This is a genomic window from Megasphaera jansseni (assembly GCF_047974155.1).
Lineage (GTDB): Bacteria > Bacillota > Negativicutes > Veillonellales > Megasphaeraceae > Megasphaera.
The window spans coordinates 81,256-101,624 of the sequence record NZ_JBHYRR010000008.1 but is presented as its reverse complement, the minus strand read 5'-3'; the positions used below and the strand labels follow the sequence as shown (position 1 = coordinate 101,624).

The following is a 20,369-nucleotide window of genomic DNA, read 5'->3' as shown; positions in this document are numbered from 1 at the left end:
AATCCCATACGACAAACGATGAACGACCTACGATCAACGTAAAAAGAGGCTGTCTTAATGCGACAGCCTCTTTTTTCGTCTGTAGGGGCTCGCACGTGGCGAGCCCGTTTCAGGATATGTTCGATTTTCCCGACATGATAAAGCGTTGGAACCATTTTTCAGGAGCGGGCGCCCCACGTGGCGCCCCTACGCATTTTAGGCTAGCCACTAGCCACTAGCCACTAACCACTAGCCACTAACCACTAGCCACGAACCACTAGCCACTAGCCACGAACCCCCATCTCTTACAGGAAAATATACTTCATGACGAAGATGACGGCCAGGCAGTACATGAGGAGGGAAATCTTTTCCCGTTTGCCTGTGAGCAGGTTGATGACGACATAGGAAATGATGCCGAAGGAGATGCCTTCGGAGATGCTGTAGCAGAAGGGCATAGCGATGATGGTGATGTATGCCGGGATGGATTCGCTGAAATCGTCGAAGTCGATGCCGGCGACGGATGTCAGCATGAGGAAGCCGACGATGACCAGGGCCGGTGCCGTAGCAAAGGCCGGGATGGCCATGAAGAACGGCGACAGGAAGAGCGACAAGGCGAAGAGAACGGCGACGCAGACAGCCGTCAGGCCCGTGCGGCCGCCTTCGCTGACGCCGGTAGCGCTTTCGACGAAGGTCGTCGTCGTACTGGTCCCGAGGACAGCGCCGACCGTCGTGGCGACGGCGTCGGCCAGGAGGGCGCCTTTGATGTGCGGCAGGCGGCCCCGTTCATCGAGCATGTTGGCTTTGGACGAGACGCCGATGAGCGTGCCCAGGGTGTCGAAGATGTCGACGAAGAGGAAGGCGAACATGACGACCAGGAAGTCCAGGCTGAAGACGCGGCTGAAGTCGAGCTGGCCGAAGATGGGGCTCAGGCTGGCCGGAGCAAAGGCAGCGGCACCGCCGGACAGGTCGGGGATGACGCTGAACATCTTCATTTCTGGATTGGGCACGTAAAGGCCCGTTACTTCACAGAGGATAGCCAGGATCCAGGTGAAGAGGATGCCCCAGAGGATGTTGCCGCGGACTTTCTTGACCATCAGGACGGCCGTGAAGACGATGCCGATCATGGCCAGGAGGACCGTGATGCCGACGGTGTGGAACGTGCCCGTAGCGGCCGACTGCTTGAACGAGAACAAGGCAATCTTGGTGGCCGGGTTGGCGACGATGATCTGGGCGTTCAACAAGCCGATGAGGGCGATGAAGAGGCCGATACCGGCGGAGACGGCTTTCTTCAAAGTCATGGGGATGGCGTTGAAGATGGCTTCGCGGACATTGGTCAGCGACAAGATGATGAAAATAACGCCTTCAAAGAAGACGGCGGCCAGGGCCATTTCCCAGGTGTAGCCCATCTGCAGGACGACCGTAAAGGCAAAGAAGGCGTTCAGGCCCATGCCGGGTGCCAGGGCGAAGGGATAGTTGGCAAAAAAGGCCATGCACAGTGTCCCGATGAGGGAAGCCAGGGCCGTTGCCGTGAGGACGGCGCCTTTGTCCATGCCGGCAGCACTCATGATGGTCGGGTTGACGGCCAGGATGTAGGCCATGGTCATGAAAGTCGTGATACCAGCCAGGATTTCCGTGCGGACCGTCGTGCCATTTTCACTCAAGTGGAAGAAACGGTCGAGAAAGGACGGTTGGTTTTCCATAATACATTCACACTCCTTTAGTAATAAAACAAGTTGACGCCATCTGCATAAAAACAGGAAACAAGGGAAAGCGACGGACATCAACTGAATATAACTATTATAGGGGGTTCTGCCTTTTTGGGCAACTATTTTGTCAAAAAAAGGAAATTTATGGTACAATGAGTCCGAAAGATAAAAATCTTACGCCTTTACCGACAGGAAGGAGTACATTATGACTATGACACGGAATCTTTTGAAACGGCGCATTGCCGTAGCCCGGGGCTTGGAACCGGGGGACGTCGTCCTTAAAAACTGCCAGATCGTCGACGTCTATACACAGACTATCCGGCCCGGGGATATCGTCATCGCCGACGGCATCATCGCCGGCGTCGGCGGCCCTTATGAAGGAAAGGAAGTCATCGAGGCTCATGGCGCCTATGCTGCACCGGGCCTCATTGAAAGCCATATCCATATCGAATCGTCTTATGTCAGCCCGGAAGAATTCGGCCGCCTCGTCGTACCCCTGGGGACGACGACGGTCGTCGCCGACCCGCATGAAATCGTCAACGTCTGCGGCCTGGCCGGTCTCCGCTATATGATGGAAGCCGCCGAAAAGACGGCCCTGGACATCCGCTTCATGGTGCCGTCGTGCGTCCCGGCGACGCCTTTCGACCACAGCGGGGCCGTCCTGGAAGCCGCCGATATGAAAGCGCCCCTGGCTGATGACCGCATTCTCGGCGTCGGCGAATTCATGAACTGCCCGGGCATCCTGAACGGTGACGACGCCGTCCTGGATAAGCTCGTCGCCGCTTATGAGGCGAAAAAGCCCATCGACGGCCACAGCCCCGGCGTCTCCGGCAAGGACCTGCAGGCCTATGCGTCGGCCCAGATACGGACGGACCATGAATGTTTCACCCTGGACGATGTCGAAGCGCGTCTCCAGGCCGGCATGTACGTCATGCTGCGTAACGGCTCGGCCTGCCATGACCTGCCCAACCTGGTCCAGGCTGTGACGCCGGCCAATCTGCGCCGCTTCCTGCTCTGCTCCGATGACCTCCATCCCAAGACGATTTTCGAGAAGGGCCATCTCAACGAACACCTGCGCCTCTGCGTCGCTGCCGGCTTGTCGCCGCAGGCGGCCATCACCATGGCGACCCTCAACGCTGCCGACTGCTACCACTTCGACGACCGCGGTGCCCTGGCACCGGGCAAGCGGGCGGACATCGTCCTCTTTGAAGATCTGAAGGACTTCCACGTCCTGGCGACCTTCATCGGCGGCCGGAAAGCCGCGGAAAAGGGCCAGTATCTCCTGCCCTTTACGCGGGCTGATTACAGCGCCGTCGGCAGCTCCGTCTGCATCGCCGGCTTTTCGGAAGAAAAATTGGTCATGCACCTGACGTCGGACCGGGTCCGGACCATTGATATCCTGCCAGGCGGCGTCGTTACGGAAAAGGGCCAGGCCCGCATCCATCGCGATGATCGCGGCGATTTCGTCTACGATCCGCAGGCGGATATCGTCAAGGCCGCTGTCGTCGAACGCCATCACGGCACGGGCTGCGTCGGCCTGGGCCTGTTGCGCGGCTACGGCCTCAAGCAGGGCGCCGTCGCCGTGTCCGTGGCCCATGACTCGCATAACATCATCGTCGCCGGCACGAACAATGGCGACATGGCCGCAGCCGTTACGGCCCTGGAAGCCCAGAAGGGCGGCATGGCCATCGTCCTGGACGGAAAGGTCCTGGCCGCCATCCCGCTGCCCATTGCCGGCCTCATGAGCGACCAGCCGGCCGCCGCTGTCGATGCGGCCATGGACGACCTCTATGACAAGGCTCACCATATCCTGGGCGTCAGTGATGATGTCGACGTCATCATGACCTTGTGCTTCATGAGCCTGCCCGTCATCCCCAAGCTGAAATTGCTGGACACGGGCCTCTTCGACGTCGAAGCCTTCGATTTCGTTCCCATTGAACTTTAAGGAGGTATGATTATGGATGCCAAGAAAGTTAAGTTAGTCGTCATCAAGTCCCATTGTGATCTTTATAAAGAAGGCGATGAAATCGTCTTCGACGGGCCCGTCATCGATAAAGCAAAGAGCGGCGCCCTCTGCATGACCGCCCTCCAGGCCCTTTATCCTTATGTCTTCGCCGGCCGCCAGGGGTCGCTCTGGCCGTCGGATATCCAGTGTCCTGACTGCGATGAAGGCGTCGTCTTCCGCGTCGTGGAACAATGATGCAGAACCTTAATAGGGCAGAACGAGAAGGTATTGGCAAATGGCTTGACGACCGTGATATAATGAAAAGTGGAATGATAGTCGTGAGTGGGGAGGAATGTGAAAGTTGATACTCAGTAAAGCCTGTAAGACAAAGATGGCGGCCCTTTTCATCGGCCTCATGGCCTTGATGCCGGTGCAGGCCATTACACAGGAAGAAATGGTCTATGACCAGGTCAGCAAATATATCCGCGGCAGTGAAGCGGCAGCCATCGCCAAGGATATCTGTGATGCGTCCTATACGTATGACGTCGATCCGATTCTCGTCGCCGCCGTCTTTACGACCGAAAGCCATTTCGATAATACTGCCGTTTCCGGCGTCGGTGCCGTCGGCATTGCCCAGCTCATGCCGTCCACGGCAGCCTCGCTCAAGGTCAATCCCTACAACCGCAGGGAGAACATCTTTGGCGGCGTCAAATACCTCGGCCAGATGGTCGAACGCTACCGCACGTGGGACCGGCCCTTTGTCTATGCCGAAGCGGCGTATAATGCCGGCCCCGGTGCCGTCGACCGGGCCCGTGGCGTGCCGCATTATACGGAGACCATGAATTACGTCCAGACCGTCGAACAGACGCGGCGGGAAATCTGGCGCCTCGCCGGCCACGAAGCCATGGCCCTGAAGCCGTACAAGCGGGCGGCCATGACGGTGACGGAAAAGGAAGCGCCTATTTTCCCGAGCTTGAAAGAATGGCATGAACAGCACAGTCAGAAAACGGCTGCCGTGCAGACCAGAACGACGGCTGTCCAGCCGAAGGTGGTCCGCGTGAAATCTTCGACCCGCAGCCCCCAGCCCGTGTCGTATTGGACGACGTCGCGGCCCTGGGACACGCGAAGCAGTAAAAAATAATATCGAGGAAGGGACCTCGCATCAGCGATTATGCGATCTCCCTTTTTTTACGGCCTCCAGGCCGTAAGGGATGAAAAAAGGAGTTGTGAAATGAAAAAAGAATTAATTCACTTGGAGCACGTATCCAAGACCTACGATGGGCACAAGGTATTAGATGGCCTTGATCTGACGATTTCTGAAAATGAATTCGTGACTCTCCTCGGCCCCAGCGGCTGCGGCAAGACGACGACGCTCCGCCTCATTGCCGGTTTTGAAACGCCTGATGAAGGGCGTATCCTCTTCGATGGGGCCGATATCACCCAGCTGCCGCCGAACCGGCGCCAGGTCAATACGGTGTTCCAGAATTATTCTCTTTTTTCTCATATGGACGTCGCCGAAAATATCGCCTTCGGGCCGAAGATACACGGCAAGTCCCGCGATTATATCCGCGATAAGATACGCTATGCCTTGAAACTGGTCAACCTGGACGGGTACGAACACGCCAACATCGTCGACTTGTCCGGCGGCCAGCAGCAGCGTGTGGCCATCGCCCGGGCCGTCGTCAATGAACCGCGGGTCCTGCTCCTGGACGAACCCTTGAGCGCCCTGGACCGGAAACTGCGCCGCAGCATGCAGCTGGAGCTCATCAAGATCAAAGAAGAACTGGGCATTACCTTCGTCTTTGTCACGCACGACCAGGAAGAAGCCCTGAGCATGTCCGACACGGTCGTCGTCATGAACCAGGGCTATATCCAGCAGATCGGCACGCCGGAAAGCATTTACAATGAACCGGAAAATGCCTTCGTCGCCGACTTCATCGGGGACAGCAACATCGTCGACGGCCTCATGGTCCACGACAAGCTCGTGCGCATCGCCGACTACGATTTCGACTGCGTCGATGTCGGCTTCGGGACCAACCGCCCCGTCGACGTCCAGATCCGGCCGGAAGACATGGAACTGCGGCCCCCTCAGGACGGCGGGTTCAACGGCGTCGTCACCAAGACGATTTTCGAAGGCATGACCTATAACATTACCATCCAGGCGCGGGGCATCGAATGGCTGGTCAAATCGACGAAGCACTACCAGCCTGGCGACGAAGTCAGCCTCTGGGTGGACCCTTTCAATATCCAGATCATGAATAAACCGGAATCGGAAGACGAAAGGGCGATGGAAAATGATTAATTCAGCAGCGATCCGCAATCTCTTTGCCACGCCCTTCCTCGTCTGGGCCATCTTATTTATCTTCTGTCCCGTCGTGGCCATCGCCTGGTATGGCCTGACCGATGCCCAGGGCGCCTTTACCCTGGCCAATATCAGTCTCATCGCGCACTGGGAGTACCTGAAAGCCTTGGAATTGTCCATCGTCCTGGCTCTCATCAGTACCGTCATCTGTCTGGTCGCCGCCTATCCGCTCTGTCTCATCCTGACGGAAAAGAAGCGGGGGAAAGGTTCGCTCTTGTTCCTGCTCTTCGTCCTGCCCATGTGGATGAATTCCCTGCTGACGACCATGGCCTGGCAGACCATCCTGGAAAAGAACGGCGTCCTCAACCAATTCCTGCGCCTTTTGTCCCTGCCTGACGTGAACCTCATCAACACGCCGGCGGCTATCGTCATCGGCATGATTTACAACTTCCTGCCCTACATGATCCTGCCCCTCTATGTGGCCCTGAGCAAAATCAACGGCAACGTCATCGCCGCAGCCCGCGACCTGGGGGCCAATTCCTGGCAGACCTTCACCAAGGTCATCCTGCCCCTGTCCCTGCCCGGCGCCATCAGTGGCATCACCATGGTCTTCATCCCGTCGCTGACGACGTTCTTCATCAGCGGTCTCTTAGGGGGCAATAAGATCCTGCTCATCGGCAACATTGTCGAACAGGAATTTACCATGGCCTATGACTGGCACCTGGGAAGCGGCCTGTCCCTGGTGCTCATGGTCTTCATCATCGTCAACATGGTCGTGACGGCCTATTTCGACCGCAGTGAAGGGCAGGTGAAGAAGTAATGGAAAAAGTAAAGAAACTCTACGTCGCACTGGTCGTCCTCTTCCTCTATGCGCCCATCGGCGTCCTCGTGGCCCAGTCCTTCAACGCCAGCCGTTACCGCGGCCACTGGACGGGCTTTACCCTGCAATGGTACGGCGAGCTCTTCCAGAATGAAGGCATCCTCGACGCCTTGCAGAACACCATTACCATCGGCATCTTGTCGGCGGCCATCGCCACCGTCCTGGGGCTTCTCACCTGCATGGCCCTGCGCAGCATGGGCCGCAAGCAGCGGTCGGTCTTCCTCGGCGTGGCCAGTATCCCCATGCTCAATGCGGACATCGTCACCGGGATTTCCCTGATGCTCCTCTTTTTGGGCATGGGCCTGCGCCTGGGCTATGGGTCCATCCTCATGGCTCACGTCGTCTTCAACCTGCCTTACGTCATCTTGTGCATCATGCCCCAATTCCTGTCGCTGGACCGCAGCTGCTACGATGCCGCCCGCGACCTGGGCGCAACGCCGTTCGTCGCTTTCCGCCGCGTCGTCCTGCCGGAATTGCGGCCCAGCCTCCTGGCAGGTTTCATGCTGGCCTTTACCATGTCCGCTGATGACTTCATCATTACGCACTTCACCAAAGGGGCCGGCATCGATACGCTGCCGACGGAAATCTATGCCGAATTGAAATTGGGCATCCATCCGGAAATGTACGCCCTTTCGACACTCGTATTCGTCTTCGTCCTGGTCTTTGCCGTCCTGCTCATCGTCAACCGCCGGCGCCTGGCCCTGGGACGGAACTGGTAGGAAAGGGGACCCATTATGAAATATATCCGCATGATCCTCCTCGGCCTCTGCTGTATCCTGGCCCTGAGCGGCTGCAGCTTCTTTGAAAGCGAAGAAGACGAGGACAACGTTGTCTATGTCTATAACTGGGGGGACTACGTCGACCCGGATACACTCAAGCAGTTTGAAGAAGAAACGGGCATCCGCGTCGTCATGGACGAATTCGATACCAACGAGAGCATGTATCCCCTGGTCGCTGCCGGCGCCGAACGCTATGACGTCATCTGCCCGTCGGACTACATGATCCAGAAGATGATCCACAACGACCTCCTGCAGCCTCTCGACTATTCTCAGCTGCCCAACGCCCGTCAGTACGTCGGCAAGCAGTTCTGGACCCAGTCGGAGACCTTTGATCCGGGCAACCGCTATGCCGTACCCTATTGCTGGGGCACGGTCGGCATCGTCTATAACCGGACCATGGTCGATGAACCCGTCGACAGCTGGTCCATCCTTTGGAACGAGAAATATAAGAATGAAATCATCATGCAGGACTCGCCGCGCGATTCCTTCATGGTCGCCTTGAAGCGCCTGGGCTATTCCCTGAACACGACGGATCCCCAGCAGATCAAAGAAGCCAGAGACTTGCTCATTGCCCAGAAACCCCTGGTCCAGGCTTACGGCATCGATGACGTCAAGGACAAGCTCGTCTCCGGCGAAGCGGCCATGGGCGTCGTCTTTTCTGGCGAAGCCCTGCGCATGATCCTGGAGAACCGCGATTTGGACTATGTCATCCCTAAAGAAGGGACCAACCTCTGGATCGACTCATGGGTCATCCCCAAGAATGCCGAACACGTCGAGAATGCCCATAAATTCATCGACTTCATGAGCCGTCCCGACATCGCCTTGAAGAACTTCGAGTACCTGACCTATTCGACACCGAATACAGCCGTCCCGGCCATGGAAGAAGACGAAGACTATAAAGATAATCCTGTCGTCTTCCCGCCGGAAGAAGCCTATGCCGGTCAGGAAACGTATCAGTACCTGGGCGAAGAAGGGGATAAGCGCTACAACGACGAATGGATCCAGGTCAAGGTCTGGTGATTTTCTCTAAAAATGCTTTTCAGACATACAAATGTGTAGTATAATGAGTACAAGTTCAGAATAGAGCCAATGAAGGCCTGTCCCGTCATGGGACGGGCCTTTTTTATTTGAAGGTTGCTGTATGAGAATGGGAGGCAGGGCTATGGCTGAGAGCAGACCGTTGGTTTTCAATGTGCAGAAATTTTCTGTCCATGATGGGCCTGGGATACGGACGACGATTTTCTTCAAAGGCTGCCCGTTGGCCTGTCCGTGGTGCCATAATCCGGAGAGCCAGCACTTTGAAGCCGAGACGATGGCGCACAGCGATGGGGGACAAGATGACGTCGGGACCTATTATCCCGTAAGCGAACTCGTCCGCCAGGCCGCCCAGGACCAGATTTTTTACGAACGTTCCGGCGGCGGCGTGACGCTGTCCGGCGGGGAAGTCATGGCCCAGCCCATGGCCTATGTGGGAGCCTTGGTCCGTGCTTTACAGGAGCAAGGGATTTCTGTCGGCATCGACACCAGCGGCGCCGTGCCCTTTGAAGCTTTTGAAGAGGTCCTGCCCTATACGGATTTCTTCCTTTACGATATGAAGCTCTTTGACGACCAGCGCCACCGGCAATATATGGGCTGTGGCAATGAGCGGATATTGGAGAACCTGAAGCGCCTCAGCGACGTCGGCGCCGTCCTTTATCTGCGGCTCATTATGGTCGATGGCGTCAATGCTGACAGGGACCGGGATATCCGGCCCTTCCAGGACTGGCTCCAGGCACGGCAGATACGCGTGGAAAGAATCCACCTCCTGCCGTACCATGAGCTGGGACGCCATAAATATGAGGCCCTGCAGCGTCCGTTCCAGCCGTTCCGCGCCCCACCCGCGCAGGCCTTGGAAGCCATTCGGCAGTCCTTTGTTGTACTAGGTTATGATACCGTCATCGGTGGTTAGTGAGGAGGGGATTTACATGGCAATAGCTTTAAAAGAACAGAAATTCAAGGAAGGCATCCGGGGTTGTACGGACCGCATCCGCCGGCTGCGGGAAGCAAGCGTCCACGGTGCGGTTCCGTCGATTTCCATGGAACGGGCCGTGCTGCTGACCGAAGCGTACCAGCAGTATGAAGGGACTTGTTCCATTCCCGTTCTGCGGGGCAAGGCCTTTTACTATCTCATGGCTCACCGGACGCTCTATCTGGGCCGGGGGTCGCTCATCGTCGGCGAAAAGGGGCCGAAACCTTGGGCGGCGCCGACTTTTCCGGAACTGTGCTGCCATACGCTGGAAGACTTCGACACCCTGAACAGCCGCGAACGGGTCTTCTTCAGAGTGACCGAGGAGGACAAACGAATCCAGCGGGACGTCATCATCCCGTACTGGAAAGACCGGGCCATGCTGACCAAGATGAACGGACTGCTGCCTAAGGCGTGGCAGAAATTGTTTGCCGCCGGCATGTTCACGGAATTCCTGCAGCAGCGCGGCCCGGGCCATACGGTGGCCGATGGCAAGATATATCAGAAGGGCTATGGCGATTTTTTGCGGGACATCCAGGACCGCCTGGCCAGCCTCGATTTTAACAACGACATGGATGCCTTGACCAAGCGGGATGAATGGGAAGGCATGGCCTGGGTCTGCCGGGGCATGATTCTCCTAGGGAAACGCTATGCCGCCCTGGCCCGCGAACGGGCTGCCCAGGAATCCGATCCGGTCTGGCGCCGGGAACTGCTGGACATCGCCGCCGTCTGTGACGTCGTCCCGGAACACCGACCCCAGACGTTCCGCCAGGCCATCCAGATGTACTGGTTCACCCATATCGGCGTGACGACGGAAATGAATAACTGGGATGCCTATTCGCCTGGCAAGTTCGACCAGTACTTAGAGCCTTTCTATCATCGGGACCTGGCTGAAGGACGCCTGACCCGGGACCAGGCCAAAGAGCTATTGGAAGCCCTGTGGATCCAGTTCAATAACCAGCCGGCGCCGCCGAAAGTCGGCATTACCCTCAAAGAAAGCGCGACCTATACGGATTTCTGCAACATCAATACCGGCGCCCTGCGGCCTGACGGGACCTGCGGCGTCAGTGATGTGAGCTACCTCATCCTGGAAGTCATGGACGACATGCGCCTGCTCCAGCCGAACTCCAACGTCCAGATTTCCCAGAAGACACCGGAACGGTTCCTGAAAAAGGCCTTGGAAATCTCCCGCAAGGGCTGGGGCCAGCCGGCATTCTATAACAGCGAAGCCATCGTCCAGGAACTGATGTATCTGGGGAAATCCCTCGACGATGCCCGGGCCTGCGGCATTGCCAGCGGCTGCGTCGAAGCCGGGACGGCCGGGAAAGAAGCCTATGTCCTGACGGGGTACCTGAATATCCCCAAAGTCCTGGAACTGGCCCTGCACCGCGGCTATGATGCCTATACGGGACAAATCGCCGGCATCGACGTCGGTGACCCGTTGCAGTTTTCTTCTTATGAAGACTTGTGGCAGGCTTTTTTGAAAGAACTGAAATACGTCGTCGATGTCAAGATTGCCGGCAACAACCTCATCGAACGGCTCTATATGCAGTACATGCCCGTGCCGCTGCTGTCAGTCATCACCGACGACTGCATCGCCAAGGGGAAAGATTACAATGCCGGCGGTGCCCGCTATAACACGAGCTATATCCAGTGCGTCGGCATTGCGACCATTACGGATTCCCTGGCCGCCTTGAAACAGCAGGTCTTTGAACAGCGGCGGTTCACCCTGGGAGACATCATCGCCGCCTGCGACCGGGACTTCGACGGGGATGACGCTCTGCTCGACATACTCCTCCATCACACGCCGAAATATGGCAACGATGACGACTATGCCGATGCCATCCTCCACGACGTCGACCGGGCCCTGCAGGAAACCATTGCCGGCAGGCCGACGCCGAAAGGCTCGCGGACCGTTGTCGAATTTTTGCCGACGACCTGCCACGTCTACTTCGGCCAGGTCATGGGGGCCAGCCCCAACGGCCGCCGGGCTCATATCCCGCTGCCCGACGGCATTTCGCCGGAAAAAGGGGCCGATACGCATGGGCCGACAGCCGTCATCAAATCCTGTGCCAAGTTGGAACAGCTCAAGACGGGCGGGGCCCTGCTCAATCAGAAATTCACACCGTCCGTCGTCGCCGGCCCGAAAGGCCTGGCCTGCCTGGCTGCCCTGGTCCGTTCTTACTTCACCATGGACGGCCACCACATCCAGTTCAACGTCGTCGACAGGGAAACCCTCCTCGATGCCCAGCGCCATCCGGAACAATACGAAAACCTCATCGTCCGCGTCGCCGGATACAGCGACTACTTCAACAACCTGGACAAAGCCCTGCAGGACGAAATCATCAACCGCACGGAGCAAAGCTTTGGGGCATAAAAAAAGACCGTGCATAATGGTTTCTGCCATTATGCACGGTTTCTTGTGTTTATGTTTTAGATTGTTGTAAATTTTTTCATTGTAGGGGCTCGCACGTGGCGAGCCCGCTAGGTGATATTTGTGATTCTCTGATTATTTGCTAGGAGAATCATTCAAAGTCCCAACGGGTTGCCCACGTGGCAACCCCTACAGTGCAAAAAGAGAGTTCACGAGGTTCGTGACGAACCACGAACCACTATTCAAATGCTTTTCCCGTGAGCATTTCATAAGCTTCTTTGTATTTGGCAATGGTCTTGTCGATGACGTCCTGGGGCAGGAGATAATCGCTGTCCGGGTTGGCTTTGAGCCAGTCACGGACGAACTGTTTGTCATACGACGGTTGGCTCTGGCCGGCTTTGTAGCCTTTGAGGGGCCAGAAGCGGGAGCTGTCCGGCGTGAGCATTTCATCGCCCAAGACGATATTGCCTTTGTCGTCGAGACCGAATTCGAATTTCGTATCGGCAATGATGATGCCTTTGGAAAGGGCGTATTCGGCACATTTTTTATAAAGGGCAATGGTGTAATCGCGGATCTTTTCAGCGTATTCCTTGCCTTTTCCCGGGAAGGTCTTGTCGATGTAAGCGGCGCCTTCTTCGAGGGAGACGTTTTCATCGTGGTCGCCGAGTTCCGCTTTGGTGCTCGGTGTGAAAATCGGTTCCGGGAGTTTTTCTGATTCTTTGAGGCCTGCCGGCAATTTGATGCCGCAAACGGTGCCGTTCTTCTGATAGCTTTCCCAGCCGCTGCCGGTGATGTAGCCGCGGACGATGCATTCCATAGGGATCATGGTCAGTTTCTGGCATTTCATGCTGTTGCCGATGAACTGTTCCTGCTGGAAGAATTCCGGCATGTCAGCGTTGTCGACGGAAATCATGTGGTTCGGGATGATATCCGACGTCATATCGAACCAAAACTTGGACATCTGCGTGAGGATGGCGCCCTTTTTGGTGATCTTGTTCTTGAGGATATGGTCAAAAGCGGAAATGCGGTCCGTTGCGACCATGATAATGCTGTCACCTGCGTCATAGACTTCGCGTACTTTACCGGATTTAAAAGGGGTGTATTCTTTCATCTTGTCTGGCCTCCATGATTCAGAACTTATTTTATTATGGTAGAACAGTACTATCATAGCATATTTTGGGGAAATAAAAAAGGTTTTGTCGTCAAAGGACAAAACCTTTTTTCGTGGCTCGTGGCTCGTGGCTCGTGGTTCGTTAGGAAAGCCATTTTGAGTTTATGGTTTTCAGTACAGAGTGTGTGGTTTTCAGCGAAATCCTTTAAATTTAAAGTCATCTACTAACCCCTAGCCACGAGCCACTAGCCACTAACCACTAACCCCTAGCCCCTAACCCCTAACCCCTAATCCCTAGCCCCTTAAAATAGGTTCGTTGGGACGGGTCTCTACGATGCGGTCGCGGTCCGGCTTACTGCAGGTAATAAGTCAGGCTGACGCTCTGGCTGAGGGTGTTGGTACCGGCTTCGACCGGTGTCGAGTCGGCTTCCATCTTGTTGACGGCCCGCAGGCTCATGGCAGCGCCGTAGACGCGGCTGTACGACGGACTGGTGCCGGAAATGTTGATTTCCTTGACGGCACCGAGCTGGCTGCCGGCGGCTTCGGCTGCGGCCTGGGCAGCGCGCTGACCGTTGTGGACGGCTTCCTTGATGAGATTTTCCTTGATTTGGTCGGCATGTTCATTGGTGAAGCGGACGTTGTTGATCTGGTTGGCGCCGAGGCTGCCGGCCTTGTTGATGACCTGCGATACCATGGAGAGGTCGGTCAACTTGACTTCCAGGCTGTTGGTCACCGTATACGACGTGACTTTCTGGCCCTTCATGTCGTAGTTCGGCGACATATAGAAGCCCGTCGTCTTCATGTTTTCAGCAGGGATGCCCATGGCCTTCAGGGCATTCGTGACCTGGTTCATGGCCAGGTTGTTCTGGGTCCGGGCCTGTTGGGCATCGGCATCGGTGCTGGTCGTACCGATGGTGACATAAGCCGTATCCGGTGCGACTTCCTGCTGGGCATACCCGGTGACGGTGACGACAGACGGTTCCGGGCCGGCTGCCAGGGCCTGCGGGGCAGCCAGGACCAGCGACGATGCCAGCATAGCGGCGGCGACAAGGCCCTTTAAGGATTTATAGTTCATAAGTAAAACCTCCTTTTCATATCATTTATTATATCATGAGGGGAGATGTGCGTCTATGTGGGACAAACTGGCAAAATTGTCTATGCTAAATGTTACAAACGTGTTGCATTTTTTTCCGTGGCGTACTATAATAGCCACAGATACATAGAAAAAGCTAGGGGAGCCTTCGGGCTGAGAAAAGTGACGGATTACACTTGACCCTTTACCTGATGCGGGTAATACCGCCGTAGGGAAGCTTTACGGGATTATAAAGCTCACCTGCGGAGGACCGCTGGGCGAGCTTTTTTTATGGCATTGGATCATTTTTTTATAGGAAGGATGTTTGTAATGGATTACACAACACAGATGGACGCTGCCCGCAAAGGCATCGTCACGCCGCAGATGAAAATTGTCGCTGAAAAAGAACACATGCCCGTCGAAAAACTCATGGCCCTCGTCGCCAGCGGGAAAGTCGCTATTCCAGCCAACAAAGTTCACACCAGCCTGTCGCCGGAAGCTGTCGGCCAGGACTGCCGCACGAAAATCAACGTCAACCTCGGCGTTTCTCCGGAACACAACAACCACGAAGAAGAACTGCAGAAAGTCCAGAACGCCATCGACATGAAAGCCGAAGCTATCATGGACTTGTCCAACTTCGGCAAGACTCGTGACTTCCGCCGCAAGCTGGTCAAGATGTCTACGGCCATGATCGGCACGGTCCCCATGTACGATGCTGTCGGCATGCTGGAAAAAGATTTGAAAGATATTACGGTCGATGAATTCTTCTCCGTCGTCGAACAGCACGCAGAAGACGGCGTCGACTTCATGACCATCCACTGCGGCATGAACCGCAAGACGGCTCAGCGCATCAAAGACAACCCGCGCCTGACCAACGTCGTCTCCCGCGGCGGCTCGCTGCTCTTTGCCTGGATGGAAATGAACAACCAGGAAAACCCGTTCTACGAATACTATGACCGTCTCCTCGACATCTGTGAAAAATACGACGTCACCCTGAGCCTCGGCGACGCCTGCCGTCCGGGCTGTACTCATGACGCCACCGACGCTGCCCAGATCGAAGAACTCATTACGCTCGGCGAATTGACCAAGCGCGCCTGGGCCCATAACGTCCAGGTCATGATCGAAGGCCCGGGCCACATGGTCCTCAACGAAATCGCAGCCAACATGAAAATCGAAAAACGCCTGTGCCACGGCGCTCCGTTCTACGTCCTCGGGCCTTTGGTCACGGACATCGCACCGGGCTATGACCACATCACCAGCGCCATCGGCGGTGCCATCGCCGCTTCCTGCGGTGCCGACTTCCTCTGCTACGTCACACCGGCCGAACACCTGCGCCTGCCGACCGTCGACGACGTCAAAGAAGGCATCATCGCTGCCCGCATCGCAGCCCACGCTGCCGACCTGGTCAAAGGCATCCCGGGTGCCCAGGAATGGGATGACGCTATGAGCAAAGCCCGCGTCGACGTCGACTTCGACAAGATGATTTCCTTGTCCATCGACCCGGAAAAAGCCCGCCGTTACTACGAATCGAGCAAACCAGAATGTGAAGGTACCTGCACCATGTGTGGCAAGATGTGCCCGGCCCGTACGATGAAACGCATCCTCGCCGGCGAAGACGTCTCCATCCGCTAGGCTCCAACCTAAATGTAACTCATAGATACTGAAAAAGGCCCGTCGCCATAAGACGGGCCTTTTTCAGCCGCAGGCCGCAGTTCACAGGCCGCCGACCCGTTGCGAGATTTCATCACCTCCCATTCGAGTGTCTGTAGGGGCTCGCACGTGGCGAGCCCGCTAGAGAGAGTTGCCCAGAGCCCATTCGAATATAATGGCAGACTTTTACGAGTTACGAACCATGACTTTTTCTCGGACTCAGATGCGGCGTCCCGCCGCGACAGACTCATGAAATGAACGCAGTTCGCAGGTGGCCGGTCGCAGTTCGCAAAAAAAAACGGCCCCCGACTGGGGCATTTTTTACGAGACGAGGGTCGCTCGAGGCGATGTTGTTCTTTTGAGTCTGTTGCCGCGAAGCGGCATCTGAATCCGAGGCGGCCTGCGAACGGCGGCCTGCGGGGCCGATAGGCTCCCAAACACATGCAAAAGGCACTGGCTAGGTCTGCACCGATGTTGTATAATAGAGACTGGATTTGTAAAGAAAGGATAGAACATACATGATTACACATAACCAGATCATTCATTATACATCGGATGAGCTCATCCGGGTGTCCATTGCCTTGACGACGGGGATTGTCGAAAAGGCCCGGCAGCGTCATAATTTGTCGCCCGTGGCTTGTGCGGCACTGGGCCGGACGATGACCGGGGCGGCGCTGTTAGCCGGTGATTATAAGAATCACGAAGGGGTTTCGCTGAAAATCGCCGGTGACGGTCCTTTAGGGGCTGTCCATGCAGACTGCTTCGATACCAACAAGCTCCGCGGCTATGTGGATAATCCTCAGGTCGACCTGCCTTTGAAGGCCAACGGCAAGCTCGATGTGTCGGCCGCTGTCGGCCAGCACGGCCAGTTGACGGTGACGCGCTTTACGCCGGAAAAGACGACTTATACCAGCCAGGCTGACTTGGTTTCTGGGGAAGTGGCCGAAGACATTGCCTATTATCTGTTCACGTCGGAACAGATACCATCGACGATCAGCCTGGGCGTCCTGGTCAAGCAGGATTACACCATTGCCGCTGCCGGCGGTTTTCTCGTCCAGGCTTTGCCGGGGGCGAAGGATGAAGACCTGGCCCGCGTGGAAGCCAATATTACCCAGGTCGGGGCCTTGACGACGTATTTGCAGGACCATCCCAATGGCGAAGGCCTCATCGACATCATCCTCAGCGGCATGCATTTCAAGGAACTCTATCGGCAGAACCTGTACTGGCGCTGCACGTGTTCGCGCCAGCGTTTTGAAAATGCCCTGTTGTCCCTGCGTCAGGAAGACAAGGAAGCCCTCTTGAAGGACCCTCAGGTAGAAATGACCTGTCAGTATTGCGGGGCCCAATACGTATTGTCTCACGATGAACTGACAGCCCTGTACGAAACGGCTGCCCAGCGCCATAAGAAGAATTAATTTTACGGAGGAGGTTTTACGATGGGACTCATTGCCATCATCGGCGGTACCGGTGTCTGCGACCCGAAGATATTGTCCAACGTCCATGAAGACTATATGGATACCTTTTACGGGACCATCCATTATTGGCAGGGGACGTATAAAGATAAGGGACTCGTCTTTTTGCCCCGCCATGGCCGGAATCATTCGATTCCGCCGCATCTTATCAATTACCGGGCCAACATCCTGGGCCTGAAGCGCCTGGGCGTCACGGCTATTTTATCGACGACGGCAGTCGGCTCCCTGAACCGCGACGACAAGCCCGGCGACTTTGTCCTGCCCGACCAGTTCCTGGACTTTACTAAATGCCGTCATACGTCGTTCTTTGACGGCGGTGAAAACGGCGTCGTCCACGTCGATATGACGGAACCGTATTGCCCGATCTTGCGCCGGACCGTGGCGGCTGCCGCCAAAGCCCTTGGCGGTTATGATCTCCACGATAAGGGAACGTATGTCTGCACGGAAGGGCCGCGTTTCGAAACGCCGGCGGAAATCCGGATGTATGAAAAGCTCGGCGGCGATCTGGTCGGCATGACCAATGTCCCGGAAGTCTGCCTGGCCAGAGAAGCGGAAATCTGTTATGCTACGATTTCCATGGTCACCAATTTTGCCGCAGGTATTTCGCCGACGCCGCTTACCCATGAAGAAGTCGTCGAAGCCATGGCGGAAAATTCACAGCGCCTGCAGCAGCTCATCTTGAAGAGCATCGAGTTATACGATGACAGCGACTGCGCCTGCCGTCATACCTTGCAGGCTTATGGAGGGTTTACGGTATAATGGATACACTGCGCTGGCAAACGGGCACGCTATTCCTCCTGGACCAGACGAAGCTGCCCTTTGAAGAAATCTATCTGCCCTGCCATTCCTGGCAGGACGTGCGCCAGGCTATTGCGGTCCTGGCCGTGCGCGGGGCACCGGCTATCGGTGTGGCCGCCGCCTATGCCGTCGTCCTGGCGGCACGGGAGTTATGCCAGCAAGGGGGAGATGCGCCCTTTTTGGCATCCTTGGAAGCCATCTGCCGGGAACTCGACGCAGCCCGTCCGACGGCGGTCAACCTGCACTGGGCCCTGACTCAGATGCTATCTTGTGTCCGCCAGCATGAGGCAGAGGGGGCACAGGCGGTGACGGCTGTGCTGGAACGGAAAGCCATTGCCATCCATGAAGCCGATGTGGCCATCAATACGGCTATGGCCCGGTATGGGGCAGATGAGCTGGCAAAAATCGGCCATCCCTTGACGCTGCTCACGCACTGCAATGCCGGAGCCCTGGCTACGGCTGGCGTCGGCACGGCATTGGGTGTCATCCGCGAGCTCCACCGCCGGGGCCTGGTGTCCATGGTCTATGCCGATGAAACGCGGCCGCTCCTGCAGGGGGCCCGCCTGACGGCCTTCGAGCTCATGGCCGACCAGATTCCGGTTACACTCATTACGGACAATATGGCTGCCTGGACGCTCAAGACCAAGGGCGTCGATGCCATCATCGTCGGTGCCGACCGCATCGCTGCCAATGGCGATACGGCCAATAAAATCGGGACCTATGGACTGTCCCTGATGGCGCGGGAACTTGCGATTCCCCTGTACATCGCGGCGCCGGCTTCGACCTTCGATTTGTCCCTCTCCGATGGCAGCCAGATTCCCATTGAAGAACGGAATCACGATGAAGTCCGTTCCTTCCGGGGTGTGGCGGCAGCCCTCCCCGAAACGCCCGTCTTCAATCCCGCTTTCGATGTGACGCCTCATGAAAATATCCGCGCCATCGTAACGGAAAAGGGCATTATCCACCGGCCGGATGCTGTATCCGTACCGGCGTTTTTCCAATCATAATCATTCATTAAAGAAAGAGGTCTTACTCGTATGGAATCTATTATTCGCGATATCAAGTTAGCTAAAAGCGGTCATGAAAAAATCAGCTGGGTCGATCGTCACATGCCGGCCCTCAATGCCATTGGCGACAAACTGAAAGCCGACCAGACCTTTAAAGGCAAAACGATTTGCGTCAGCGTCCATCTCGAAGCCAAGACGGCCTATCTGGCTGAAGTCCTTCATCGCGCCGGCGCTAACGTCATCGTTACCGGCAGCAACCCCTTGTCCACGCAGGACGATGTCGCAGCCGCTCTCGTAGAAGACGGCCTGACGGTCTATGCCTGGTATGGCGCTACCGATGAAGAATACTTCGATTTCCTCAATAAATCCCTGGACCATCATCCGGACATCATCATTGATGACGGCGGCGACCAGGTCCATCTTCTGCACACGACGCGGGCCGATGCCATGGAAAATCTCCTCGGCGGCACGGAAGAAACGACGACTGGGGTCAACCGTCTCCACGGGCTCGACAAAGCCGGCGAATTGAAGTTCCCCATGGTGGCAGCTAATGATTCGTACTGCAAATACCTCTTTGATAACCGCTATGGCACAGGCCAGTCCACGTGGGACGGCATCATGCGCACGACGAACCTGACTGTCGTCGGTAAGAAAGTCGTCGTCGCCGGCTACGGCTGGTGCGGCAAGGGCTGCGCTATGCGTGCCAAAGGCTTGGGTGCCCATGTCATCGTCACTGAAGTCGACCCGATCAAAGCCATCGAAGCCGTTTTCGACGGCTTTGAAGTCATGCCCATGGCCGAAGCGGCTAAAGTCGGCGATATCTTCGTCACCTTGACCGGCGACAAAGACGTCATCCGCGGCGAACACATGAAGAACATGAAAGACGGCGTCGTCCTGGCCAATGCCGGTCATTTTGATGTAGAAATCAACAAGCCCGAACTGGAAGCCCTGGCAGTCCGCCATTTTGAAGCCCGCCACAACATCGAAGGCTATGAACTCCCGAACGGCCATGTCATCAACCTCCTGGCTGAAGGCCGCCTGGTCAACTTGGCTGCCGGTGACGGTCATCCGGCTGAAATCATGGACCTCTCCTTTGCCGTTCAGGCCCTGGCTGCCAAATACATCTTGGAACACCATGCCGAATTGGGCAACCATGTCTATGTCCTGCCCCATGAAATCGATACGGAAATCGCCAAGATCAAACTGGCTTCCATGGGTTATGCCATCGACACGCTCAGCGAAGAACAGCGTAAATATTTGAATCTCGACTAAGGACCAGGAGGGAAAAC

At 56.4% G+C, this 20,369-nt stretch carries 17 protein-coding genes and 1 riboswitch; of the genes, 14 read left to right on the top strand and 3 right to left on the bottom strand.

The window, feature by feature from the left end; genetic code table 11:
- Positions 1 to 284 precede the first annotated feature (284 nt).
- Positions 285 to 1,679: an NCS2 family permease gene (locus ACE418_RS04865; RefSeq protein ID WP_298588554.1), complete on the bottom strand. Its 1,395-nt coding sequence runs from the start codon at positions 1,677 to 1,679 to the stop codon at positions 285 to 287.
- Positions 1,680 to 1,896: 217 nt separating this feature from the next.
- Between ACE418_RS04865 and ade the strand changes: the two genes are divergently transcribed.
- The 9 genes from ade (at position 1,897) to hypD (ending at position 11,973) form a co-directional block, all read left to right on the top strand.
- Complete coding sequence (ade, locus tag ACE418_RS04860; RefSeq protein ID WP_416449559.1) at positions 1,897 to 3,630, top strand: adenine deaminase; 1,734 nt, start codon at positions 1,897 to 1,899, stop codon at positions 3,628 to 3,630.
- Positions 3,631 to 3,642: 12 nt separating this feature from the next.
- Positions 3,643 to 3,885, top strand: coding sequence for a TIGR04076 family protein (locus ACE418_RS04855; RefSeq protein ID WP_298588559.1), 243 nt, complete (start codon positions 3,643 to 3,645; stop codon positions 3,883 to 3,885).
- A gap of 106 nt (positions 3,886 to 3,991) precedes the next feature.
- Entirely contained in the window at positions 3,992 to 4,771 is a 780-nt protein-coding gene (locus ACE418_RS04850) for a lytic transglycosylase domain-containing protein (protein WP_416449558.1), read from the top strand.
- Between the two features lie 90 nt (positions 4,772 to 4,861).
- Positions 4,862 to 5,932, top strand: a complete 1,071-nt coding sequence (locus ACE418_RS04845; protein ID WP_416449557.1) for an ABC transporter ATP-binding protein — start codon at positions 4,862 to 4,864, stop codon at positions 5,930 to 5,932.
- Positions 5,925 to 6,752, top strand: coding sequence for an ABC transporter permease (locus ACE418_RS04840; RefSeq protein WP_416449556.1), 828 nt, complete (start codon positions 5,925 to 5,927; stop codon positions 6,750 to 6,752). Before ACE418_RS04845 ends, ACE418_RS04840 begins: the two co-directional genes overlap by 8 nt.
- The gene (locus ACE418_RS04835; RefSeq protein ID WP_416449555.1) at positions 6,752 to 7,531 is read left to right on the top strand and encodes an ABC transporter permease; all 780 of its coding nucleotides are present in this window, start codon (positions 6,752 to 6,754) and stop codon (positions 7,529 to 7,531) included. Before ACE418_RS04840 ends, ACE418_RS04835 begins: the two co-directional genes overlap by 1 nt.
- A 15-nt stretch (positions 7,532 to 7,546) precedes the next feature.
- Positions 7,547 to 8,611 (top strand): ABC transporter substrate-binding protein, encoded by a 1,065-nt coding sequence (locus tag ACE418_RS04830; protein WP_416449554.1) that lies wholly within the window; start codon positions 7,547 to 7,549, stop codon positions 8,609 to 8,611.
- A gap of 142 nt (positions 8,612 to 8,753) precedes the next feature.
- Positions 8,754 to 9,539: a radical SAM protein gene (locus ACE418_RS04825; protein ID WP_416449553.1), complete on the top strand. Its 786-nt coding sequence runs from the start codon at positions 8,754 to 8,756 to the stop codon at positions 9,537 to 9,539.
- Between the two features lie 16 nt (positions 9,540 to 9,555).
- On the top strand, positions 9,556 to 11,973 hold the full coding sequence (hypD, locus tag ACE418_RS04820) for a trans-4-hydroxy-L-proline dehydratase (RefSeq protein WP_416449552.1): 2,418 nt from the start codon (positions 9,556 to 9,558) through the stop codon (positions 11,971 to 11,973).
- Between the two features lie 235 nt (positions 11,974 to 12,208).
- Here hypD and ACE418_RS04815 read toward each other — a convergent pair whose 3' ends face one another.
- Together ACE418_RS04815 and ACE418_RS04810 are read right to left on the bottom strand one after the other, a co-directional pair.
- Complete coding sequence (locus ACE418_RS04815; protein ID WP_416449551.1) at positions 12,209 to 13,081, bottom strand: phosphoribosylaminoimidazolesuccinocarboxamide synthase; 873 nt, start codon at positions 13,079 to 13,081, stop codon at positions 12,209 to 12,211.
- A gap of 352 nt (positions 13,082 to 13,433) precedes the next feature.
- Positions 13,434 to 14,156, bottom strand: coding sequence for an SIMPL domain-containing protein (locus tag ACE418_RS04810; protein ID WP_416449550.1), 723 nt, complete (start codon positions 14,154 to 14,156; stop codon positions 13,434 to 13,436).
- Positions 14,157 to 14,302: 146 nt separating this feature from the next.
- Positions 14,303 to 14,406: riboswitch (TPP riboswitch) on the top strand.
- A gap of 77 nt (positions 14,407 to 14,483) precedes the next feature.
- Between ACE418_RS04810 and thiC the strand changes: the two genes are divergently transcribed.
- The 5 genes from thiC to ACE418_RS04785 all read left to right on the top strand — a co-directional run bounded on the left by thiC (position 14,484) and on the right by ACE418_RS04785 (position 20,352).
- Complete coding sequence (thiC, locus tag ACE418_RS04805) at positions 14,484 to 15,785, top strand: phosphomethylpyrimidine synthase ThiC (RefSeq protein WP_298588580.1); 1,302 nt, start codon at positions 14,484 to 14,486, stop codon at positions 15,783 to 15,785.
- A gap of 536 nt (positions 15,786 to 16,321) precedes the next feature.
- On the top strand, positions 16,322 to 17,218 hold the full coding sequence (hslO, locus tag ACE418_RS04800) for an Hsp33 family molecular chaperone HslO (protein ID WP_416449549.1): 897 nt from the start codon (positions 16,322 to 16,324) through the stop codon (positions 17,216 to 17,218).
- 21 nt (positions 17,219 to 17,239) lie between these two features.
- Positions 17,240 to 18,034: an S-methyl-5'-thioadenosine phosphorylase gene (gene mtnP / locus ACE418_RS04795; protein WP_416449548.1), complete on the top strand. Its 795-nt coding sequence runs from the start codon at positions 17,240 to 17,242 to the stop codon at positions 18,032 to 18,034.
- Positions 18,034 to 19,080 carry an S-methyl-5-thioribose-1-phosphate isomerase gene (mtnA, locus tag ACE418_RS04790; RefSeq protein ID WP_416449547.1) on the top strand — a complete coding sequence of 349 codons (1,047 nt, stop codon included), beginning with the start codon at positions 18,034 to 18,036 and terminating at the stop codon, positions 19,078 to 19,080. Before mtnP ends, mtnA begins: the two co-directional genes overlap by 1 nt.
- Before the next feature lie 30 nt (positions 19,081 to 19,110).
- Positions 19,111 to 20,352: an adenosylhomocysteinase gene (locus tag ACE418_RS04785; protein ID WP_014016682.1), complete on the top strand. Its 1,242-nt coding sequence runs from the start codon at positions 19,111 to 19,113 to the stop codon at positions 20,350 to 20,352.
- Positions 20,353 to 20,369 lie beyond the last annotated feature (17 nt).